Origin of the sequence: Robiginitalea marina, assembly GCF_024006985.1 — a bacterium.
Taxonomy (GTDB): Bacteria; Bacteroidota; Bacteroidia; order Flavobacteriales; family Flavobacteriaceae; genus Robiginitalea; species Robiginitalea marina.
Genome location: NZ_JAMXIB010000003.1, coordinates 270,012 through 291,174, shown reverse-complemented (window position 1 = coordinate 291,174; position 21,163 = coordinate 270,012). Strand labels below are relative to the sequence as shown.

Sequence of the window (21,163 nt, the reverse complement as noted above, 5' to 3'; positions counted from 1 at the left end):
TTTTTAGATTTGTCTAAATTTTGTTTTTGGCATATCTATACCATGTATACCCGCCTGAATTTTATTCTCCTTGTTGCCCTGGCCCTAACGTTCCATGTTTCTGCCCAGGACCCCATTGCCTTTATTTCCGGCACGGTGACGGTGAAAGGGGAACCCGTGCCCTTTGCCTCCATTGTTCTGGAAGACAACTCCCGGGGCACAATTACCGATAAATTTGGATCGTACCGGCTCGATGTCCCCCCCGGGACGGTGGTCGTGGTAGTGCGTTCCCAGGGGCACCGGACGGTTTCAAAAACGGTGCAGGCCATTTCCGGGACACAGCTGACCCTCGACTTTTCACTCGAGGAAGATCCCCTTGGACTCGATGAGGTGGTCATCAGTGCCACCCGCAACCGGGTGGAGCGAAAAAGTGCCCCCGTGGTGGTTTCCACCATCAAACCCCGTTTACTGACCGCCACCCAGTCGATCAGCCTGGCCGACGGGCTCAGTTTTGCCCCCGGGGTGCGGGTAGAGACCAATTGCCAGAACTGCGGCTTTACCCAGGTTCGCCTCAATGGGCTGGAAGGCGCCTATACGCAGATCTTATTGAACAGCCGTCCCGTGTTTTCCTCCCTGCTGGGGGTTTACGGCCTGGAACAAATCCCCACCAATACCATAGAACGGGTGGAGGTGGTGCGAAGCGGGGGCTCGGCCCTTTATGGCTCCAATGCCATCGCAGGCACCGTAAATGTGATCACCCGCGACCCGGTGCTGAACACCTGGGAGATTGGTTCCAACCTGGCCCTGATCGACGGGCAGCAGCCGGACCGGGTATTGACGTTCAATACTTCTGTGGTGGCAGACGACGTCAAAAGCGGGTTCACCCTGTTTGGCTCCTATCGCAACCGGGATCCATACGATGCCAACGAGGACGGGTTTACCGAACTGGTCAAACTGAAGAACCTGACGGTCGGGGCCAAGGCCTTTTTACGTCCCACAGACCGCAGCCGTATTTCCGTGAACCTGAATGCGATCAATGAATACCGCCGGGGGGGGGACCGCCTGGACCTTTCCCCCCAGTTCACTGACATTACTGAGGAGTTGGATCACGACACCTTTATTGGGGGCGCCGATTATGAGATCAGCAATGCCGACGGCTCGTCACGGACACAGGTCTACACCTCGACCTCCATCACCAGGCGCAAAAGCTACTATGGGGGCCTGGGGGGCGGGCGTACCCGGCAGGACAGCCTTCTGGCCAACAACGCCTTCGGCAGCACCAGGGACCTCGCCTGGGTAAATGGGGTGCAGCATACCCAAAACATCAGCACCAGGGACATCCTCACCCTTGGGGCCGAATACACCCTTTCCCAAACGGAGGACCAGATCCCGGGTTACTCCCGGTTGATTGATCAGTCAGTACACGCCGCGGGCGGATACGGGCAGTACGAATGGAAACCCACCGGAGCCTTTACGGCCCTCCTGGGCGCCCGCCTCGACTATGTCCGGGTAGACGGGGTTTATTCCGTCGGGGGTATCGAACGGGAATCGGATATCGGCCAGACCGTACTCTCGCCAAGGCTTACCCTGTCCTATGCGCTTTCGGAGGCTTTGCGCCTGAGGGGCGGCTATGCCCGGGGGTTCCGGGCACCGCAAGCCTTCAATGAGGATCTGCATATCGCCAACGTGGGGGGGGAACCCCAATTTGTCATCCTGTCGGAAGACCTGAAGACGGAGTATTCCAATGCCTATACAGCATCCCTGAACTACGCGAAAACCAAAGACCTGCTCCAGCTAGACCTATTACTGGAGGGGTTTTACACCACCCTCGAGGATCCCTTTACCCAGGTAAGTACCGGGGCTGCCCTGGAGAACGGCTCCATTCTCGAGGAAGTCCGCAATGGCTCGGGGGCCCGGGTATACGGCGCGAATTTCGAGGTGGGGGTATCCCCCAACCCGCAATGGCAGTTCCAGGCCGGGGGGACCTGGCAACGGACCCGTTACGACGAGTCCCAGCTCCTGTACGAAACTGACGGGGCTCCGGGGGAATCAGACGTTGTAATCGATGAATTTGTCCGCGTGCCCACCCTGTACGGCTACCTGAATGCCGCCTGGATTCCCGGGGAAACCTTCAACGTTGACCTTACCGGGACCTACACGGGCAGGATGACGGTACCCCGGGTGATCAGCGAGACGGGGTTTATGGAGCTCAACGAGGTGGCCCCTTTTTTCAACCTGAACCTAAAGATCGAGACGCACGTCCACATCACGGAAGAATTCATGGCTACTTTTTCCTTTGGGGCTACCAATATTTTCAACAGCTATCAGGATGATTTCGAGGTGGGCCCCACCCGGGATTCCAATTACATCTACGGCCCTGCCACCCCGAGGACCTATTTCGTTGGGGTAAAATTCGGTAAATTGCACTAACCGGCCGTAGCGGAAATGCCGGCCCTAAGAAACGCCCATGAAAGCCCACCTCAAATTCCTGCTGCTTTTGGGATGGCTGTTTTTGGCAGCCCCCGGACACGGGCAACAAGATCGCGTCAGGTGGCTCAGTTTTGAGGCCCTGGAAGACTCCCTGGCGCTGCGTCCCAAAAAAGTCTTCATCGATTTTTACGCCTCCTGGTGCGTCTACTGCAAAAAAATGGACCAGGTTGTTTTCAGGGACCCCAGGGTAGTCGCCCTGCTGAATGCGGATTACTACGCCCTGCGGATGGATGTGGAAACCCGCGACACCATCGCCTTCGGGGGACGGGAATACACCAACCCGGAGTTTGGCAAAAACCGCAACCCCGTTCACGAGATCCCGAGGCTGCTGGCTTCCAGGGAAGGAGTGGCCTTTACCCTTCCTGCCATGGTAATCCTCGACACTTCCTTCCGGGTCCGGAGTAGGTATTTCGGGTACCTCCCCCCAAAAAAAATGCAGGAGATCCTGCAACCCGATACCCCCTGAACGCGCATTCCGGTGCCCAAAGTACCGGTGTTGCGGGCGGTTGGAGGGGCTATTGCGAATCCGATCCCAAACTTCGGGGTACTCAGGCCGAATTCGTACTTTTGAAGGGTAGCCCAAGAAGCATGAAGGATTTTGACTTTATCATCGTTGGCGGAGGCGCCTCCGGACTGCTCCTGGCGGACACCATGGGGTCGGACCCCTTTTTCAGGGAGAAAAGGATCGCCCTGATTGAAAAATGCCCGGAGAAAGGGAATGACCGCACCTGGTGTTTCTGGGAAGCCGGGCCTGGCCGTTTTGACGCCATGCTCCACCGGGAGTGGACCCAGATGCGCTTCACAGGGCCCGAAAGCGATCAAAAAGTGGCCCTTGACCCCTATCGCTACAAAATGCTTCGCGGGGCAGACTTCTACGGGGAATTCTACCGACGCATCCGCGAATACCCCAATATCGAAATACGCTTCGAAGAGGTCAGGGAGATTGTGGAAGGCGATACCGCCGCCAGGGTGTGCACTGCCGCGGGAGAGTACAGGGCCCCTCTGGTCTTCAGCAGTGTTTCCTTTACCCCCATGGAAACCCTCATGCGACCCTATCCCCTGCTCCAGCAACATTTCCTCGGGTGGTTTGTCCGCTCGGAAAACCCGGTTTTTGATCCTGAGGCCCCCACGTTCATGGATTTCTCCATCCCCCAGATGGGAAATACGCGGTTTATGTATATCCTCCCCTTTTCGCCTTTTGAGGCCCTGGTGGAATACACCCTGTTTTCGGAACAGCTCCTGGAAACCGCGGAGTATGAGGCGGCCCTGGCCGATTATCTCACCCACCGGCTTGGGAGCCGGTCATATGAAATCCTGGAAAAGGAAAAAGGGAGCATCCCCATGACCGTGAATGACTTCAGCGCAGCCGACGGGCCCCGCCTGGTGCATATCGGGATCGCCGGGGGCTGGGCAAAGCCCAGCACCGGATACACCTTCTGGAATACCTCCCGGCAAGTCCCCCTGTTGGTGGAAACCGTGAAAAAAGGAAAGGTCCCCAAGGGGTCCGGGAAAGACAAATTCTGGTACTACGACCGGCTGCTCCTCGATGTACTCGCCCGCGAGAACGGACGTGGAAGCGAGATTTTTTCCATGCTGTTCAAAAACCTGCGCCCCCAGCTGATCCTCAAGTTCCTGAATGAACAGACCAGCCTGCCCGAAGATTTCCGCATTATTTCCTCCAGCCCAAAGGGCATGTTCCTTCGCGCCTTTGTAAGGGCCCTGTTCAGGCTTCCCGCCTGAGGAGCCATTCCCCGAATCCCCTGAGTTCGGATTTCCCCGAATCGGGCACTTGCAGGGTCTGCAAAAGGGCGAATGCATCCTCCGTATATTCCCGTATTTTCTCCCCCGATTCCGTGTCAACCCCACAGGCCCTGAAGATCTGCCTTACCCGATCAACCTTCTGGCCCGGGTCGGCCGGCTTTATGGAATACAGGTCGGAAAGTTCCCGCGCCTCCTCCGGGGAAGCGAGTTGCAGCGCCCTGAGGTAGAGGTAGGTCTTTTTGTTTTCAATGATATCGCCCCCTACCTGCTTCCCAAACGTTTCCGGGTCCCCGAAGACATCGAGATAATCATCCTGCAGCTGGAACGCCAGCCCCAGCCTGATCCCGAATTCATAAAGGGCCTCCTGGTCCCCCCGTGGGGCCCCTCCGACCAGGGCGCCCATTTTAAGGGCACATCCCAGCAGGACTGCGGTCTTCAACCGGATCATCTTCAGATACTCCTCCACGGTAACCTGTTGGCGGGTTTCAAAATCCATATCGTACCGCTGGCCCTCACATACCTCGAGGGCGGTAAGTGAGAAAAGCTGCATCAGGGGTTTGAAGGATTCCGGCGGATAGGCCTCCAACTCCCGGTAGGCCTCGATCAGCATGGCATCTCCGGAAAGGATGGCCGTATTGGTGTCCCACTGCTCGTGCACCGTAGTTTTCCCCCTGCGCAAAGGGGCATCATCCATGATGTCGTCGTGCAGCAGGGTGAAATTATGGAAGGTCTCCACGGCCATGGCCGCGGGAAGGGCTTTTTCCGGCCCGGCGCCATAAAGGTCGGCGCTGAGCAGGACCAGGGCAGGGCGTATCCGCTTTCCGCCAAGGTCCATGATGTACTGTATGGGTTCATACAGGTCGCGGGGTGATTCCGGCCAGGTTTTCCGGCCAAGGTGGTCCAGGAAATGCTTCCTGTAATGCAAAATGGAGTCCTTCATGGGCCAAAATTACAGCAAATGGCGGGCGAAATACAACAAAGCCCCCCAAAATGTCACAGGCAGATAATGGTTTCGTTAAATTAATGTAAAACTTAGGAAACTTTTTTTGTTTTAATAGTTTCCTGTGTACTTTTGGCCCCATGAAAGACCAAATCCTGGAAAAGGCCACGGACCTCTTCCTCAACCTGGGGTTCAAAAGCGTCACCATGGATGACCTCGCCGAGCAGATGGGGATCTCCAAGAAGACGATTTACGCCCATTTCGGCAACAAAACCGAACTGGTGGAACAATGCACCCTGTCGCTATTTGAGAAGATCGCCCACGGGATTGGCTGCATCTGCGACCAGGACAAGAACCCCATCGAAGAGCTCTACGAGATAAAGCGGTTTGCCCTGCTGAACCTGAAAAACGAAAAATCCTCCCCCCAGCACCAGCTGAAGAAATACTACCCCCAAATCTATAGCACCCTGCACCAGAAACAATACGAGATGATGCAGGAATGCGTGCGCGAAAACCTCGTGCGGGGGATGGAACAGGGCATCTACCGGCAAAACCTAAATGTCGACTTTGTTTCCCGGATTTATTTTTCAGGGGTCACCAGTCTGAAGGACGATGCGCTTTTCCCCCGCCACGCCTTCCCCATGGTTAGCCTCATGGAAGAATACCTGGAATACCACCTGCGGGGCATTGTAACGCCACAGGGAAGGGCTATACTAAATACTATCATCAATTCAAATTTCGATTAAATGCGCCTTGTCACCATTTGCGGGATTTTGCTGTTTACGCTGTTCCTTGGGAATGCTCAGGACCTGCCCACACAGTTCAGCCTGAGAGAAGCCATACAGTTTGCCCTGGAACACAATTACAGCGCCATAAACGCCGACCGCGACGTAGAGGATGCCCAAAAGCAAAAATGGGAAACCATCGCCGAGGGATTACCCCAAATCAACGGCGCGGTGAGCTACCAGGACCAGTTGAAACAACCCGTTTCCCTGGTCCCCGGGGAGTTTTTCCCCGGAGGGGAACCCGGCACCTTTGTCCCCCTGGTGTTTGGCCCGCCCCGCTCCCTGGCCGCGACGGCCACTCTCAGGCAGCAGATCTTCGACGGGTCTTACCTTGTGGGGGTGCAGGCGACCAGGGCCTTTTTGAGCTACAGCGCCAACAACAAGGAAAAAACGGATCAGGAAGTCCGCAAGGCTGTGGTGGAAGCCTATGGGAATGCGCTCCTGGCGCGGGAGAGCGTGGCCATCCTCTTGAAGAATATCGCGGCAGTGGAAAAGAACCTTTATGAAACCCGGCAGCTTTACGAAAACGGGTTGGGGGAGGAAGAAAGCGTGGAGCAGTTGCAAATCACCCTTTCCAACCTTCAGAATATCCTCCGCAGCAATGAACGCCTGGAAACGCTTACCCTGCAGATGCTCAATGTGGTGATGGGCCTCCCCCTTGACCACCCTACCGCGCTCACCCAGGATCTCGACGACCTGGTGGCCCAGGAAACCCGGCCAGAGCTGCTGGAAACCCCTTTTGAGCTGGAGAACAATACCGATTACAAGCTCACCCTGAACCTCAATGAGCAGCGGTATTTTGAATGGAAACTGGCCCGGAGCCGGGCGCTGCCCACCCTGAACGCCTTCCTGAACTACGGGTGGACCGGTTTCGGAGACCCCTTCACCGCTGTGGGGACCGATGCCCAGAGTTTTGAATCGTCCATCCTGGGCTTTGACCTGAACATCCCGATTTTCAGTTCCCTTAAAAGGAGCGCCAGTACCCAGCGCGCCAAAATTGCCCTGGAAAAGGCGAAAACCCAGTTAAAGGAAACCGAGGAAAAACTACAGCTACAGCTGGAGCAGGCCAAAAGCGATTACCTGCTGGCCATTGAATCGTACCAGACCAGCAAGGAGAACCTGGCCCTGGCCGAGCGGATCGAAACCAAGAACGAGATAAAGTATTCCGAAGGGCTGGCCTCCAGTTTCGACCTGCGGCAGGCCCAGACGCAACTATACACGGCCCAGCAGGAATTCCTGCAGGCCATGGTCGATGTGATCAACCGCAAAACGGCCCTCGAAACCATCCTGAACACCTATTAACCCCCAGATTTCGAAAAAGAACATTGTGAACCCGTCAATACCGTATCGCCCCATGAAAAATGCCCTCATCCGGATACCCCTGCTGCTCCTGTTGCTAACCGCCTGCGGGGGGAATGGAAATACATCCCTGGAAGAACTGCTCGCCTCCGGAAGCCTGGAGCAAATCAAGGAGAAAAAGAAAGCCCTTGCTGAGGAACAAAGGGCCCTGGCCACCTCCCTGCGCAGGGTGGATTCTGCCATCCAGAGCAGGGAGCTCAAAAAGAACGTGCCCCTGGTCAGCACCCTGGAGCTGAGCCCAAGGCCTTTTGTGCATTACCTCGAACTACAGGGCGATGTGCAGACCCGGCAGAATGTGTTGCTCTATCCTGAAATGGCGGGGACCCTTGTGCGGGTGCTCGTAAAGGACGGGGACGCAGTGGCCAAAGGCCAGGTCCTGGCAAGGATCGACGACGGCGGGATGGCTTCCGCCCTGGAACAGCTTCGCACCCAGGCCGCCCTGTCGGAGACTACCTTCGAACGCCAGAAACGCCTGTGGGAACAAAACATCGGGTCCGAGATCCAGTACCTCCAGGCCAAAGCCTCCTACGAAGCCGCAGTGAACCAGGTAAAACAGGCCGAATCACAACTTGCGAAATCCATTATACGGGCCCCTTTCAGCGGCATTGTGGACGAAGTGATGCAGGAAGAGGGGAGCACCGTAAACCCGGGGGCAGGGATGCCTGTCTTCAGGCTGATCAACCTCGCTGAAATGTACGTGCAGGTCGATGTGCCGGAGAGCCACCTCGACGGGGTCACCGCCGGCAAACAGGTGCAGATCTTTATCCCGGTGCTGGGCGACAGCATCACCACGGAAGTGCGGCAGACCGGGAACTACATCAACCCTGCGAACCGCACCTTCAGGGTCGAGATCCCGGTGCCCAACAAAGGGGGTGACATCAAGCCCAACCTTACGGCCAGGGTGCGCATCAACGACTATACCAACCCCGAAGCCCTGCTGATTCCGCCGGGGGCCATATCGGAGAACTCCCAGGGGGAACAATTCGTGTACGTGGCCGAAGGGGTCGGAGACGATCAGGTGGGCAAAGCCGTCCGCCGGGTTGTCCGTACCGGCCTTGCCCAGGGGGACGTGATCGAGATCCTTAGCGGGGTCAGCGAAGGGGAGTACATCATCATTGAAGGCGCCCGGAGGGTCCGGGAGGGACAGGCAATCGAAATCATTAACAGGGCATGAGCAGGCAACGCAAAAACGCAGACAAGGAATTCCGGCTCTCGTCGTGGGCCATTGACAACCCCTCGGTGGTGTATGTCATGATCGGGATCTTTTTCCTGGTCGGGCTCTCCTCCTATTTTTCGATGCCAAGGGAAGACTTCCCCGAGGTGAAGGACACCAAGATCTACATCAGCACCCCCTACCCGGGGAACACGGCCGAGGATGTGGAAAGGCTCCTGACCGACCCGCTGGAAGACCGGCTTAAAAACCTGAGCAATGTGGTGGAAATCACCTCCACCTCCCAGGAAGACTATTCGATGATCGTGGTGGAATTCGACGAAGAAATTTCCGTGGAATTCGCCAAGCAACGCGTCAAGGACGAGGTCGACAGCGAAAAGGCCGGGGAAGACTGGCCCGTATTCAACGGGGCCAAGGTGGAGCCCAACGTTTTTGACCTGAACCTCTCGGAATCGTTCCCCATAATGAACGTAAACATCACCGGCGATTATCCGGTGGACAAACTCAAGGAGTACGCCGAAGAACTGGAGGATGCCATAGAAGACCTGCCTGAGATCAAGGAGGTGGACCTTCGCGGGGTGCAGGAGAAAGAGGTGGAGGTTGCCGTGGACAGCTACAAGATGATGGCCGCCAAGGTCAGTTTCCAGGACGTGCTGGGCGCCATTGCCAATGGGAACGTGACCCTTTCGGCAGGAAACCTGAAAACCGACGGGCAACGGCGCACCATACGGGTACTGGGCGAAATCGAACGGCCGTCGGACCTGGAAAATTTTGTGGTGAAATCGGAAAAGGGAGACGCCATTTACCTGAAAGATATCGCCACGGTTACCTTTAAGGAAGAGGAAAAAACCACCTTTGCGCGCGATAGGGGCGAAAGCGTGGTGATGCTCGACATCAAGAAACGCTCGGGCAAAAACGCCATTGACGCCTCCACGAAAATCCGCGAGATCCTGGAAGAGGCCCGGCAAACCTACCTCCCGCCAGACCTGGAGGTTAGCATTGCCAACGATTCTTCCAGCCGTACCCTCAACCAGGTAGACGACCTGGTGAACAACATTATTTTCGGGATCATTTTGGTGGTGACCGTGCTGATGTTCTTCCTGGGATTCCGCAACGCCCTCTTTGTGGGCTTTGCCATCCCCATGTCGATGTTCATGTCGTTCATGATCCTGTCTGCCATGGGGTACACCCTGAACACCATGATCCTTTTCGGCCTCATTATGGGCCTGGGGATGCTGGTCGACAACGGGGTGGTGGTGGTCGAAAACGTGTATCGCCTCATGGATGAGGAAGGGATGGGCCGCATAGCCGCCGCGAAAAAAGGGATTGGGGAAATCGCCGTGCCCATCATTATTTCCACAGCCACCACGGTGGCCGCCTTTGTCCCCCTGGGCATGTGGCCCGGGATTATGGGCGAGTTTATGATCTTCTTCCCCATCACCCTTTCCGTGGTGCTCGGGTCCTCCCTGTTTGTGGCCATCTTCATGAATTCCATGCTGGTGTCCAGTTTCATGGAAACAGGGGAGAAAGAACTGACCCGCAAACAATTGCTCCGCCTGACGGCGATTTTGGGCGGCATCGGGCTCTTCATCCTGGTGCTTGGGGGTTCCATGAGGGGGCTGGGTTCCCTGATGCTCGTGACCGCCGGGTTGTTCTGGGTCTACAAATACGTCCTCAAAAAATCGGCAAACCGCTTCCAGGCGAATACGCTTAGGAAAATGGAAAACTTCTATGAAAACCAGTTAAAAAAGGCCCTTAAAGGCCGGAATGTCTACTGGTATTCAGGGACTATGTTCCTCCTGCTCATCGCGGCCTTTATCGGTTTCGGCGCCTCCCTGGGCAGCGGCCGCACCAAGGTGGAATTCTTCCCCGACAATACCCCTAACGAGATCTATGTATATATTGAATACCCCCAGGGGACGGCCATTGAGAAAACCAATGAAATCACCCGGGCTATAGAAAAACGCGTTTACGCCATTGCAGACAGCGACGCCTACATGATGGGGGACCAAAACCTGCTGGTGGAATCCTCCGTTTCCCAGGTGGGCCGGGGAGCGGAAAACCCGTTTACCGAAGGCGGGTCGGCGGCGGAAATGCCGCACCGGGGCAAGATCACCCTCTCTATGCGGGAATTCAAGTTCCGCCAGGGGCGCGATACGGAGGAACTCCGCAAAAAGATACAGGACGGCCTGAAGGGGATTTACCCTGGGGTTACCATCAGCGTTGAAAAAGATGCCGTGGGGCCCCCTGCCGGGTACCCCATCAACATTGAACTGGAAGGGTCCGATTACGATACCCTGATCAATGTGGCCGAGCGCGTGCGCAACTTTGTCAACGGCAGGAATATCGCCGGCATAGAGGAACTGAAGATCGATGTAAACAAGGGCAAACCTTCCATGGAGGTGGTGGTGGACCGCGAAAAGGCAGGGGAACTCGGGGTTTCCGCAGGCCAGGTCGGGCAACAGCTCCGGCAGGCGCTTTTCGGGGACAAAGCCGGAATCTATAAAAAGGATGGGGAAGACTACGACATCAATGTCCGCTTCGGGGAAGGCCAGCGGTACAATACCAGTACCCTGTTCAACCAGAACATCACCTTCCGCGACCCGGCTTCGGGGCAGCTCCGGGAAATCCCGGTCTCTGCGGTGGCCCGTCAGCGGAATACTTCTTCCTTCAGCGCCATTAAGCACCGCGATGCCAAAAGGGTGGTGACCATTTATTCGGCCCTGGAGCCCGGATATACCGACGCCGGGGCCATCGTCGCGGAAATCCAGGAGGCCATGAAGGGCTTCGAAGGAATGCCGGCCGGCGTCAAGGTCGATTACACCGGCCAGATCGAGGAACAGAACAAACAGATGAACTTCCTGATGGGGGCCTTTTTCTCAGGCCTGGGGCTGATTATGCTCATCCTGGTTTTCCAGTTCGGGGGTATTTCCAAGCCCACCATAATCATGACTGCGATTTTCCTGAGCTTTATCGGGGTATTCGGGGGCCTGATGATCACCGGCTGGCCTTTTGTCATCATGATGACCATGATGGGGATCATCGCTTTGGCCGGGATCGTGGTGAACAATGGGGTGGTCCTGCTCGACTATACCCAAATCCTGATCGACCGCAAAAAAGTAGCCCTGGGCCTGGATGACAAAGACCTGCTCTCCATGCCCGAGGTAACGGAAGCTATCATAAAGGGCGGGAAGGCCCGCCTGCGGCCGGTACTGCTCACGGCCATTACCACGGTCCTGGGGCTGATCCCGCTGGCCATCGGGCTGAACATCAACTTTTTCTCCCTCTTTTCGGAATTTGACCCGCAGCTGTACATCGGGGGCGACAACGTGATTTTCTGGGGGCCGTTGGCCTGGACGGTGATCTTCGGCCTGCTGGTGGCCACCTTCCTGACCCTGATCATCGTCCCGGTACTTTTCAACATCAGCTACCGGCTCAAGATTGCGCTGAAAGGCAAAAAACCCAGGGTGGTGGCCTCGCCCCAGGCCCTGGAACAGGCGGCCTGAGGCGGCGGCACGCCCAGGGAAGAAAAAGGCGGGGGAAGTTTGGGGGAACCCTTGTACGCTTCCGCCTTTCCATCGTACCTTTGCAGGCATAATCCGAGGGAATATGTACAGATCTCACACCTGCGGGGAACTCCGCGAATCGCATATCGGCCAGAGCGTTACCCTGGCCGGGTGGGTGCAGAAGGTCCGGGACAAAGGTTTCGTGGTCTGGATTGACCTGCGGGACCGGTACGGCATCACCCAACTGGTGTTTGACCAGGAGCGCACCTCTGTGGAGCTTTTGCAACAGGCCCGGGAAGCCGGGCGCGAATTCGTGCTGCAGGTGACCGGGGAAGTGATTGAAAGGGCTTCCAAAAACCCCAAAATCCCGACCGGGGGCATCGAAGTGCTGGCCACCGGGCTGCAGGTGCTCAACCCCTCCCTCACCCCCCCATTTACCATAGAGGACCAGACCGACGGGGGGGAAGAACTCCGCATGAAGTACCGCTACCTGGATATCCGCAGGAACCCCGTAAAGGAGAAGCTGATTTTCCGCTCCCGCGTCGCCATGGAAGTGCGCAAGTACCTTTCCGCTCAGGGATTTATTGAAATCGAAACCCCCTACCTGATTAAATCCACCCCGGAAGGGGCCCGGGACTTTGTCGTGCCCAGCCGGATGAACGAAGGGCAGTTTTACGCCCTGCCCCAGTCACCCCAAACCTTCAAGCAATTGCTGATGGTGGGGGGGATGGACAAATACTTCCAGATCGTTAAGTGTTTCCGGGATGAGGACCTGAGGGCAGACCGCCAGCCAGAATTCACCCAGATCGATTGCGAAATGGCTTTCGTGGAACAGGAGGACATCCTGAACGCCTTTGGGGGGCTTACCCTCCACCTGCTGGAAACCATCTGCGGGGTGCACCTGGAATCCATCCCAAGGATGACCTATGACGAGGCCCTCAGGCGGTACGGGTCCGATAAACCCGACATACGCTTTGGCATGGAGTTCGGGGAGCTCAATGAGGTGGCCCAACACCGCGACTTTTCTGTTTTTAACCAGGCACAACTGGTCGTGGGCCTGGCCGTGCCCGGGGGGAACCGCTTTACGAGGAAGGAGATCGACACCCTTACCGAGTGGGTCAAAAGGCCACAGGTCGGGGCCAAAGGGCTGGTGTATGTGCGCTGCAATGAGGACGGCGCTTTCAAATCCTCCGTCGACAAATTTTACGACCAGCAAGACCTGGCCCTCTGGGCGGCGCGTACCGGCGCACAAAAAGGGGACCTGATCCTGGTGCTGTCAGGGGAGGTCGATTCCACGCGCGCCCAACTCAGCATGCTGCGCATGAAACTGGCAGAGGAGCTGGGGCTTCGCAACCCGTCTGAATTCGCCCCCCTATGGGTGGTCGACTTCCCCCTGCTGGAGTTCGACCCGGAATCGGGCCGCTACCACGCCATGCACCACCCCTTCACGGCCCCCAAGCCCGGGCAAATGGCGTTGCTGGATACCGACCCGGCGGCCGTCCGTGCCAACGCCTACGACCTGGTGCTCAATGGAAATGAAATAGGCGGAGGCTCCATCCGGATCCACGACCGCCCCACCCAGGAGACCATGTTCCGCCACCTGGGCTTTACCGCGGAACAAGCCCGGCAACAATTTGGCTTCCTGATGGATGCCTTCCAGTACGGCGCCCCACCCCACGGCGGGATCGCCTTTGGGCTGGACCGCCTGGTGGCCATCCTCGGGGGGCAGGAATCGATACGCGACTTTATCGCCTTCCCCAAGAACAACAGCGGGCGCGACGTAATGATCGATGCCCCGGCCCCCATCGCGCAGGAGCAGCTGGACGAACTGCACCTGCGACTTAAGGAGTAACGGTTCCCCATCCCCCCGGGGGGAGCCGCAAAAAGTGTAATGGTAACCCATCGCCTGCGGATATGGCCCAGCTACCCCGACATACCCTGCTCACCAGGTTCCTGAAGTGGCGCTACCGGCACATTTCGCACAAAACCTTTACCCACCTGATGAGCGTACTGGTCGGCTTCCTGGCCGGACTGGCCTCGGTAACCCTGAAAAACACCACCTACTTTATCGAATCGACCCTGAGCCGGGGGGTGTTGTTCCTGAGCACCGAGCTGTACTTTGTACTCCCGATTTTGGGGCTGACCCTGGTATTCCTTTATGTGAAATACGTCCACAGGGAGAAACTGGAACACGCCATTTCTTCCATCCTCTTTGCCCTCTCCCGAAAAAAAGGGGTCATCGAGGCCAAAAAGATCCTTACCCCCCTGGTTACTGCCCCCCTAACGGTTGGGTTCGGGGGTTCCGTGGGGTTGCTGGGGCCGGCCGTGGCCACCGGGGCTGCCCTGAGTTCGAACGTCTCACGCGCGATGCACATCAATTCAAAAGACCGGTCCCTGCTGATCGCCTGCGCCTCGGCCGGGGCCATTGCCTCCATCTTCCAGGCCCCTATCGCCGCCATTATTTTTGCCGTGGAGGTCTTCAGCCTCGACCTGACCATGCTCTCCATGCTGCCCCTGTTGCTGGCTTCGATCTCCGGGGTGCTCACCTCGTATTTTTTCCTGGGAGACGAAACCCTGTTCACCTTTGCCCTGAAGGACACCTTCCAGGTGGGGGATTCCCTGTATTACGTCATCCTGGGGATGGGGACCGCCTTCGCCTCCATCTATTTCACCAAAATGTATTTCCGCATCATGGCGCTTTTCCGGAAGTTTCGGAGCCCGAAATACAAATTGCTGGCCGGCGGGCTGGCCATAGGGGTGATGCTCTATTTTATCCCGCCCCTGTACGGGGAAGGTTTTGGGTTTATCAACAAACTCCTTGAAGGCGATCACCTCAGCGCGCTCGGCAGGACGCCTTTTGACGCCTATACCGACCAGATCTGGGTAGTGATCGGGTTGCTGTTCGGGATCACCCTTTTCAAGGCGATAGCCATGACCACAACGTTTGCCGCCGGGGGGGCGGGGGGCATTTTTATCCCAACCATGGTGATGGGCAGCGCCCTGGGGAACGTGGTCGCAAAGGTCCTGAACAACCTCGGCCTGGGGATTTCGGTGAGCGAGGCGAATTTCACCCTTGTGGGGATGGCCGGGCTGATCGCGGGGGTACTCCACGCCCCGCTTACGGCAATCTTCCTGATTGCAGAAATCACCGGGGGGTACGAACTCTTTGTCCCCCTGATGATTTCTGCGGCCATGTCGTACCTGATCACCAAAAACACCATGGACCATACCATCTATACCCGTGAACTGGCGGCCATAGGGGCCCTGATTTCACACGACAGGGACCAGACGGTGCTCAGCATGATGGACCTCGACGAAGTCATCGAGAGGGACTTCAAAAGCGTCAACAGCGATATGACCCTTGGGGAAATGCTCCACCAGTCGGTTGCCAAATCGGGGCGTAACATCTTCCCCGTGACCGACGGCGAAGGGCGGTTGGAAGGCATTGTTTTGCTCGACGACATCCGCGAATTCATGTTTGACGTGACGCTGTACGACAAAATCCGGGTCGGGTCCTTTATGCAGGTTCCCCCCGAACAGCTCTTTTACGGCAGCGACACCATGCAACAGGTTATGCAAAAGTTCCAGGACAGCGGGGCCTGGAACCTGCCCGTGGTCCGCAACGGGAAGTATGAGGGGTTCGTCTCCAAATCCAAGTTGCTGACTGCCTACCGGCGAAAGTTGATTAATTTTACTTCCTGAGATGCGGAAATTAATGCGATACGTGGTACTGCTGATCGTCTTGGCCTCCCTGGCGGCGATTGCCCTGGGCTTTAGCCTCATGGAAGAGGACCCCGTTGCGGGCAACAAGTACATCGGCTTTGGCGTGGTGGGCCTCTTTTTGCTGGCGATGCCCCTGTTCCTGGTATTCGAAAGCCGCGGAAAAAAGATGAAAGACTACATGCTTACCGACGAAAACCTCCGAAAAATGAGGGAAAACCGGGAAAAAAACAGTTGAAACGACCCTGCAACCTCAAAATCCGGGATTGGGATAAAGGGAACTCCCAAAAAAGAATTACCTTCGCAAAGCATTATTTTTAATTTTTACTTTAATGACTGGTACCGTTAAATTTTTCAACGAATCAAAAGGTTACGGATTCATCACGAACGATGACACCGGAAGGGACATCTTCGTACACGCCACAGCCCTGGACGGGCTGCAACTCAATCAGGGAGACAAAGTAGAATATCAGGAAACCGAAGGCCGCAAGGGCCTGGTTGCCTCCGATGTTCGCGTTATCGGATAGCATTATTTTATTTTGAGCGTACCGGACACCGTGCCCCCAAAGGCACGGTGTTTTTTTTAGTTCAGGTTTCGTTTCTGGATAAAGAACTCCTTCAACAGGCCGGATGCCTCATGCTCCAGGATCCCCCCTACCAACTCCGTCCTGGGATGGAGCTTTCCCCCGGTGGCCGTAAAGCCCCGCTGCGGGTCGTAGGCGCCAAAAACCACTCTGGGTATCTGGCTCCAGAACAGGGCGCCGGCACACATCTGGCAGGGCTCCAGGGTCACATACAGGGTACAGTGGTGAAGGTATTTCCCCCCCAGAAAATTGGCTGCCGCCGTTATGGCCTGCATTTCGGCGTGGGCGGTTACATCGTGTAGTTGCTCGGTCAGGTTGTGGGCACGCGCAATGATGCGGTCATTTACGGTAATCACCGCCCCAATGGGTACTTCCCCTTTCTCGAAGGCCATTTCCGCCTCCCGCAGGGCCATCTTCATAAAATAGGTATCGTCCAGGCGCAATTCCATGCCCCAAAAATACAATTTATGCCCTCCCTTTCAAGGGGTCCCGGAAATTGAAATTGCCTTACCTTTACCGGCGGTTATGAAATTGCTGGACCACATAGGCGCTGCTGAGGATTTGCGGAAACTCCCCCGGGAGCAACTCCCCCGGCTGGCAAGGGAACTCAGGGAATTCATCATTGAGGTGGTTTCCGTGAAGGAAGGGCATTTGGGGGCCTCCCTGGGCGTCGTGGAACTGACCATTGCCCTGCACTATGTGTTCAACACCCCGGAAGACCGGCTGGTGTGGGATGTTGGCCACCAGGCCTACGGGCACAAAATCCTTACCGGGAGGCGGGAACGCTTCCATACGATCCGCCAAAAAGGGGGGCTCAGCGGTTTCCCGAAAAGGGACGAAAGCCTGTATGACCCCTTTGGGACCGGCCACTCGTCCACCTCCCTCTCAGCCCTGTTGGGCATGGCCCTTGCTGCCAGGCAAAAAGGCAACCACGACAGGCAGCATATCGCTGTTATCGGGGATGCTTCCATCGCCAGCGGCATGGCTTTCGAAGCCCTCAACCATGCAGGGGAAACAGACGCCAACCTGTTGATCATCCTCAACGACAATGCCATCGGCATTGACCCCAGCGTGGGGGCCCTGAAGCATTACCTCACGGAGGTCAAAAAAGGGGATGTGTCCCGGGAAAACCTCTTTGAATGCCTGAATATCCGCTACTCCGGCCCTGTAGACGGGCACGACCTGCCCGTGCTGCTGGGAGAGCTCGAAAAACTTAAAGGCCAGCCGGGGCCCCGGCTGCTGCACCTGGTCACGACAAAGGGCAAAGGCCTCCGCCAGGCCGAGGAAGACCAGGTGGTCTATCACGCGCCGGGGAGGTTCGACCGGCTTACCGGGGAGTTGGTCCGTCGGGAAGCGGTTCCGGGCCAGGGGCCGAAATACCAGGATGTCTTCGGTCACACCCTGGTGGAACTGGCCGGGCAGAACCCCGACATCGTCGGGATTACCGCGGCCATGCCAACGGGAAGCTCTATGAAGTACCTGATGGAAGCCTATCCGGAACGCGCTTTCGACGTGGGGATTGCCGAGCAACACGCAGTGACCCTGGCCGCAGGGATGGCCACCGAAGGGCTCCTCCCTTTTTGCGCCATTTATTCCACCTTCCTGCAGCGGGCCTATGACCAGGTGATCCACGACGTAGCCCTGCAAAACCTCCCAGTGGTTTTCTGCCTCGACCGGGCCGGGTTGGTCGGCCAGGATGGCCCCACCCACCACGGGGTCTTCGATATTGCCTACCTTCGGTGTGTCCCCAATATGGCCCTGATCGCCCCCATGGACAACGTTGAACTCCGCAATGCCCTTTATACGGTGCAACTCGGGGTCGGGGGCCCGGTGGCTATCCGTTACCCGAGGGGCAGCAGCCGGGAACCCAACTGGCAGCGCCCTTTTGAGCCCATCCCATGGGGGGAGGCGCGTACCCTTACGGCCGGGGGGCGCATTGCCGTCCTGAGCCTGGGGCCACTTGGCCAAACCGTTGCCGGGGTAATCCCAAAAACCCGGGACCCGGAGGCTTTCGGGCACTACGACCTGCGGTTTGCCAAACCACTGGATGAAGCCCTCCTGGCCCGCCTCGGCACCACCTGTGAACGCCTGGTTACCGTGGAAGACAGCGCCCTGGCTGGCGGGGTGGGCAGCGCGGTCCTGGAATGCCTCAGCCGACTGGGCATTTCGATCCCGGTGACCTGCCTCGGGATATCAGACAATTTCGTCCCCCACGGAACCCCGGAAGCCCTGTACCGCGACCAGGGGCTGGACGGGGAAGGCCTTTTGAATCAATTAAACGAATTGCTGGATGAATAATGCTTTCCGCCACTGGCTGCTCTTGCTTTTGACGGGGATTGTTTTTATTAGCCCCGGATACGGACAGGATTCCCTCCCCACCCCTGCCGCCCCGGACACCACCCGAATAGACACCATCGTCATCCGAAGCCCGCAGGAGCCTATCCGGATTATTCCCAGGGGGGTTTCCCTGACCAACCCCGTTATCTCTTTCAAGCAGACCCGCCCCCTGGATAAAAGGAGAAAACGGTTCCGGATGCCTTCCTTCTGGGAGCGCGTGAACGCCCTGGACCTGCAGGTAAGCGAAATGGCGTTCGTAAACTGGAATGCAGGGGGCGACAATGCGGTATCGGCCCTGGCCAAGGTGCTGTTCGAGAGGAATTACAAGTTCCGCTACTTCCAGTGGGACAACAGCATGGAACTTCGTTTCGGGTGGAACGCCCAGGAAGGGCGCCAATGGCGAAAAACGGACGATGCGATCAGGCTTAGCAGCACCCTGGGCTACAGGCGCGATACCATCACCGACTGGTATTACTCGGCCAAGGCCAACTTCAACACCCAGTTTGCCAATGGTTTCAAATACCCCGACCGGACCTCCCCCATCTCGACCTTCATGGCGCCGGGATACCTCTTCCTGGGTGGGGGGATTTCGTATATCCCCGAGGGGAAAAAATTCAACCTGTACCTTTCCCCCCTGACCTTCAAGGGGACCTTTGTTCTGGACCAGACCCTGGCGGACCAGGGGGCCTTCGGGGTGCAAAAAGCGGTCCTCGATGCAGAGGGGAATGTCATCACCCCGGGGAAAAACCTTTACCGGGAGCTCGGGATCCTGGTCACCCACCAATGGGAATTGCCCCTTGCGGAAAACATCCTGCTCGACCACAACCTGAGCCTGTATACCGACTACCTCAACAATTTCGGGAACATCGACATCGACTGGCAGACGAAATTCAACTTCCGGGTGAATGAATTCATCAATGCCACCCTTATTGCCCATATCATTTACGATGACGACATCCTGTTTGACCGGGAGGAGGCCGCAGACGGGACGGTGATCGACCCCGGCATCCCCCGGGTACAATTCCGCCAGCAACTGGGGATCGGGGTAAACTACAGGTTCTGATCGTGCAGGTGTTTCCCGCTGATCTTGTTGTGGATGTGCACGGCCGCCCGGTCTGAGAGGGAGGCCACAAACCCGCAGGCCTGCAAAAGGGCCTCGTAAACCGACCCTGCTTCGGGCTGCCTCCCTTCGATGGGCAGCATTTGCAGAATGAGGTTATCATAGGAAGAAGCCCTGCCTTCATGCTTCGCGACCAGGGCCGCGGTGGTGACTTCCAAAATATCGGAGAGGATACGGTAGCCCGCCACCTCCTTTTCCACGACTTCCGGCGCCCGGTAGATCCGCTCGACGCTCAGGTTGATGATGTCTTCGACCTGGGCCCGGTACCGGCTTTTCTCGAGGAGGGCAACCGGCAATTCCCCCCGCAGGAGGGCTTCTTCCTCCTCCATGAAGACCCTGACGGCATCCTGTACCAGGGTGTTGATCGCGATGGCCCTCAGGTAGCCAATGCGGTCGGGCATGGAGGCAATGCCCCGGTATTTTTCGGTGTTGATGCTGTCCTGCACCAGTTTGATCAGGTATTCCAGGGCATAATCTTCCGGCACCAACCCAAGGTTGATCCCGTCTTCAAAATCAATAATGGTATAACAGATGTCGTCGGCCGCCTCCACCAGGTAGGTCAGCGGGTGCCGGCAATACCCCCCGGGGTCGGCTGCCCCTGTGGAGAGTAACCCCAGTTCCATGGCGATCTGGCGGAAAGTTTCCACCTCCGTCTGGAATACCCCGAATTTTTTGGCGGCGATTGGCCCCCCTTTTTTCCAGGGGAGGGACTCTTTGGGGTATTTCATAAAGGCGCCCAGGGTGGCATAACTCAAGCGGAGCCCCCCGGGGACCCCCGTGCGGGAAGCGGTTAGCAATCGCAGCCCATAGGCATTCCCCTCAAAGCGGACCAAATCTTCGTACTGTTTTTCGGTCAGGGCTTCCCGGTATTGCTGCCCGGGGCCCCGGGTAAAGAAATTCCCGATGGCCTTTTCCCCGCTGTGGCCGAAGGGGGGGTTGCCGATGTCGTGGGCCAGGGCGGCGGCCGCCACTATAGCCCCGAAATCGTTGGCCTGGTATCCGTGTACCTCCGCGAGGTGGGGGTGCTTTTCCAGCAAGCGGGACCCGGCCAGGCGGCCCAGGCTGCGGCCCACCACGGAAACCTCGAGGCTGTGGGTGAGCCGGGTATGCACGAAGTCAGTTTTCGAAAGCGGGATCACCTGCGTTTTGTCCTGCAAACTGCGGAAGTAGGGGGAGAAGATAATGCGGTCGTAATCGACCTCAAACCCCAGGCGGGTGGGGTCCTGTTCTTTGCGCAGCCGTTTATGCCGATCTCCCTGTCGCCGAAGGGACAGGAGTTGTTCCCAGTGCATCATAATGTCGTGTATCAGGCCCTAAAATAGCCTTTTTGTAATTCAGTAGCCCTTTTCAACAGCCCTTAACACAGAGTTAACCTCTTAACTATTCTCTAACCTTATTGCAAAAAAGGTTT

General features: G+C 57.2%; 16 protein-coding genes. 13 read left to right on the top strand and 3 right to left on the bottom strand.

Annotated features, from left to right (window positions below; all coding sequences use genetic code 11):
- The first annotated feature begins 42 nt into the window (after positions 1-42).
- The 3 genes from NG653_RS05960 (at position 43) to NG653_RS05950 (ending at position 4,209) form a co-directional block, all read left to right on the top strand.
- Positions 43-2,409: a TonB-dependent receptor gene (locus NG653_RS05960; RefSeq protein ID WP_252740766.1), complete on the top strand. Its 2,367-nt coding sequence runs from the start codon at positions 43-45 to the stop codon at positions 2,407-2,409.
- Positions 2,410-2,446: 37 nt separating this feature from the next.
- On the top strand, positions 2,447-2,935 hold the full coding sequence (locus tag NG653_RS05955) for a thioredoxin family protein (protein ID WP_252740765.1): 489 nt from the start codon (positions 2,447-2,449) through the stop codon (positions 2,933-2,935).
- 122 nt (positions 2,936-3,057) lie between these two features.
- Positions 3,058-4,209: a lycopene cyclase family protein gene (locus NG653_RS05950; RefSeq protein ID WP_252740764.1), complete on the top strand. Its 1,152-nt coding sequence runs from the start codon at positions 3,058-3,060 to the stop codon at positions 4,207-4,209.
- On the opposite strand, the gene NG653_RS05945 is transcribed toward NG653_RS05950, so the two are convergent.
- Positions 4,193-5,170 carry a polyprenyl synthetase family protein gene (locus tag NG653_RS05945; protein WP_252740763.1) on the bottom strand — a complete coding sequence of 326 codons (978 nt, stop codon included), beginning with the start codon at positions 5,168-5,170 and terminating at the stop codon, positions 4,193-4,195. The genes NG653_RS05950 and NG653_RS05945 overlap by 17 nt on opposite strands.
- A gap of 140 nt (positions 5,171-5,310) precedes the next feature.
- On the opposite strand from NG653_RS05945, the gene NG653_RS05940 reads away from it, so the two are divergent.
- The 8 genes from NG653_RS05940 (at position 5,311) to NG653_RS05905 (ending at position 16,238) form a co-directional block, all read left to right on the top strand.
- Positions 5,311-5,916 carry a TetR/AcrR family transcriptional regulator gene (locus NG653_RS05940; protein ID WP_252740762.1) on the top strand — a complete coding sequence of 202 codons (606 nt, stop codon included), beginning with the start codon at positions 5,311-5,313 and terminating at the stop codon, positions 5,914-5,916.
- A complete protein-coding gene (locus NG653_RS05935) occupies positions 5,917-7,257 on the top strand; it encodes a TolC family protein (protein WP_252740761.1) in 1,341 nt (446 codons plus the stop codon). It abuts the gene before it with no gap.
- A 52-nt stretch (positions 7,258-7,309) separates the two neighbouring features.
- On the top strand, positions 7,310-8,488 hold the full coding sequence (locus NG653_RS05930; protein ID WP_252740760.1) for an efflux RND transporter periplasmic adaptor subunit: 1,179 nt from the start codon (positions 7,310-7,312) through the stop codon (positions 8,486-8,488).
- A complete protein-coding gene (locus NG653_RS05925; protein WP_252740759.1) occupies positions 8,485-11,991 on the top strand; it encodes an efflux RND transporter permease subunit in 3,507 nt (1,168 codons plus the stop codon). The genes NG653_RS05930 and NG653_RS05925 overlap by 4 nt, the downstream gene beginning before the upstream one ends.
- 103 nt (positions 11,992-12,094) lie before the next feature.
- Positions 12,095-13,843 (top strand): aspartate--tRNA ligase, encoded by a 1,749-nt coding sequence (gene aspS, locus NG653_RS05920; protein WP_252740758.1) that lies wholly within the window; start codon positions 12,095-12,097, stop codon positions 13,841-13,843.
- Positions 13,844-13,905: 62 nt separating this feature from the next.
- Positions 13,906-15,693: a chloride channel protein gene (locus NG653_RS05915; RefSeq protein WP_252740757.1), complete on the top strand. Its 1,788-nt coding sequence runs from the start codon at positions 13,906-13,908 to the stop codon at positions 15,691-15,693.
- Between the two features lie 13 nt (positions 15,694-15,706).
- Positions 15,707-15,949, top strand: coding sequence for an alpha-tubulin N-acetyltransferase (locus tag NG653_RS05910; RefSeq protein WP_252740756.1), 243 nt, complete (start codon positions 15,707-15,709; stop codon positions 15,947-15,949).
- A gap of 94 nt (positions 15,950-16,043) precedes the next feature.
- Positions 16,044-16,238: a cold-shock protein gene (locus tag NG653_RS05905; RefSeq protein ID WP_252740755.1), complete on the top strand. Its 195-nt coding sequence runs from the start codon at positions 16,044-16,046 to the stop codon at positions 16,236-16,238.
- Between the two features lie 56 nt (positions 16,239-16,294).
- Here the strand turns inward: NG653_RS05905 and NG653_RS05900 are convergent, their stop codons facing one another.
- Complete coding sequence (locus NG653_RS05900; protein WP_252740754.1) at positions 16,295-16,744, bottom strand: nucleoside deaminase; 450 nt, start codon at positions 16,742-16,744, stop codon at positions 16,295-16,297.
- Between the two features lie 76 nt (positions 16,745-16,820).
- Between NG653_RS05900 and NG653_RS05895 the strand changes: the two genes are divergently transcribed.
- Together NG653_RS05895 and NG653_RS05890 are read left to right on the top strand one after the other, a co-directional pair.
- Positions 16,821-18,593 (top strand): 1-deoxy-D-xylulose-5-phosphate synthase, encoded by a 1,773-nt coding sequence (locus tag NG653_RS05895; RefSeq protein WP_252740753.1) that lies wholly within the window; start codon positions 16,821-16,823, stop codon positions 18,591-18,593.
- Complete coding sequence (locus NG653_RS05890; protein WP_252740752.1) at positions 18,586-19,695, top strand: DUF3078 domain-containing protein; 1,110 nt, start codon at positions 18,586-18,588, stop codon at positions 19,693-19,695. The genes NG653_RS05895 and NG653_RS05890 overlap by 8 nt, the downstream gene beginning before the upstream one ends.
- On the opposite strand, the gene dgt is transcribed toward NG653_RS05890, so the two are convergent.
- Entirely contained in the window at positions 19,683-21,044 is a 1,362-nt protein-coding gene (gene dgt / locus NG653_RS05885; protein WP_252740783.1) for a dGTP triphosphohydrolase, read from the bottom strand. The genes NG653_RS05890 and dgt overlap by 13 nt on opposite strands.
- Positions 21,045-21,163 lie beyond the last annotated feature (119 nt).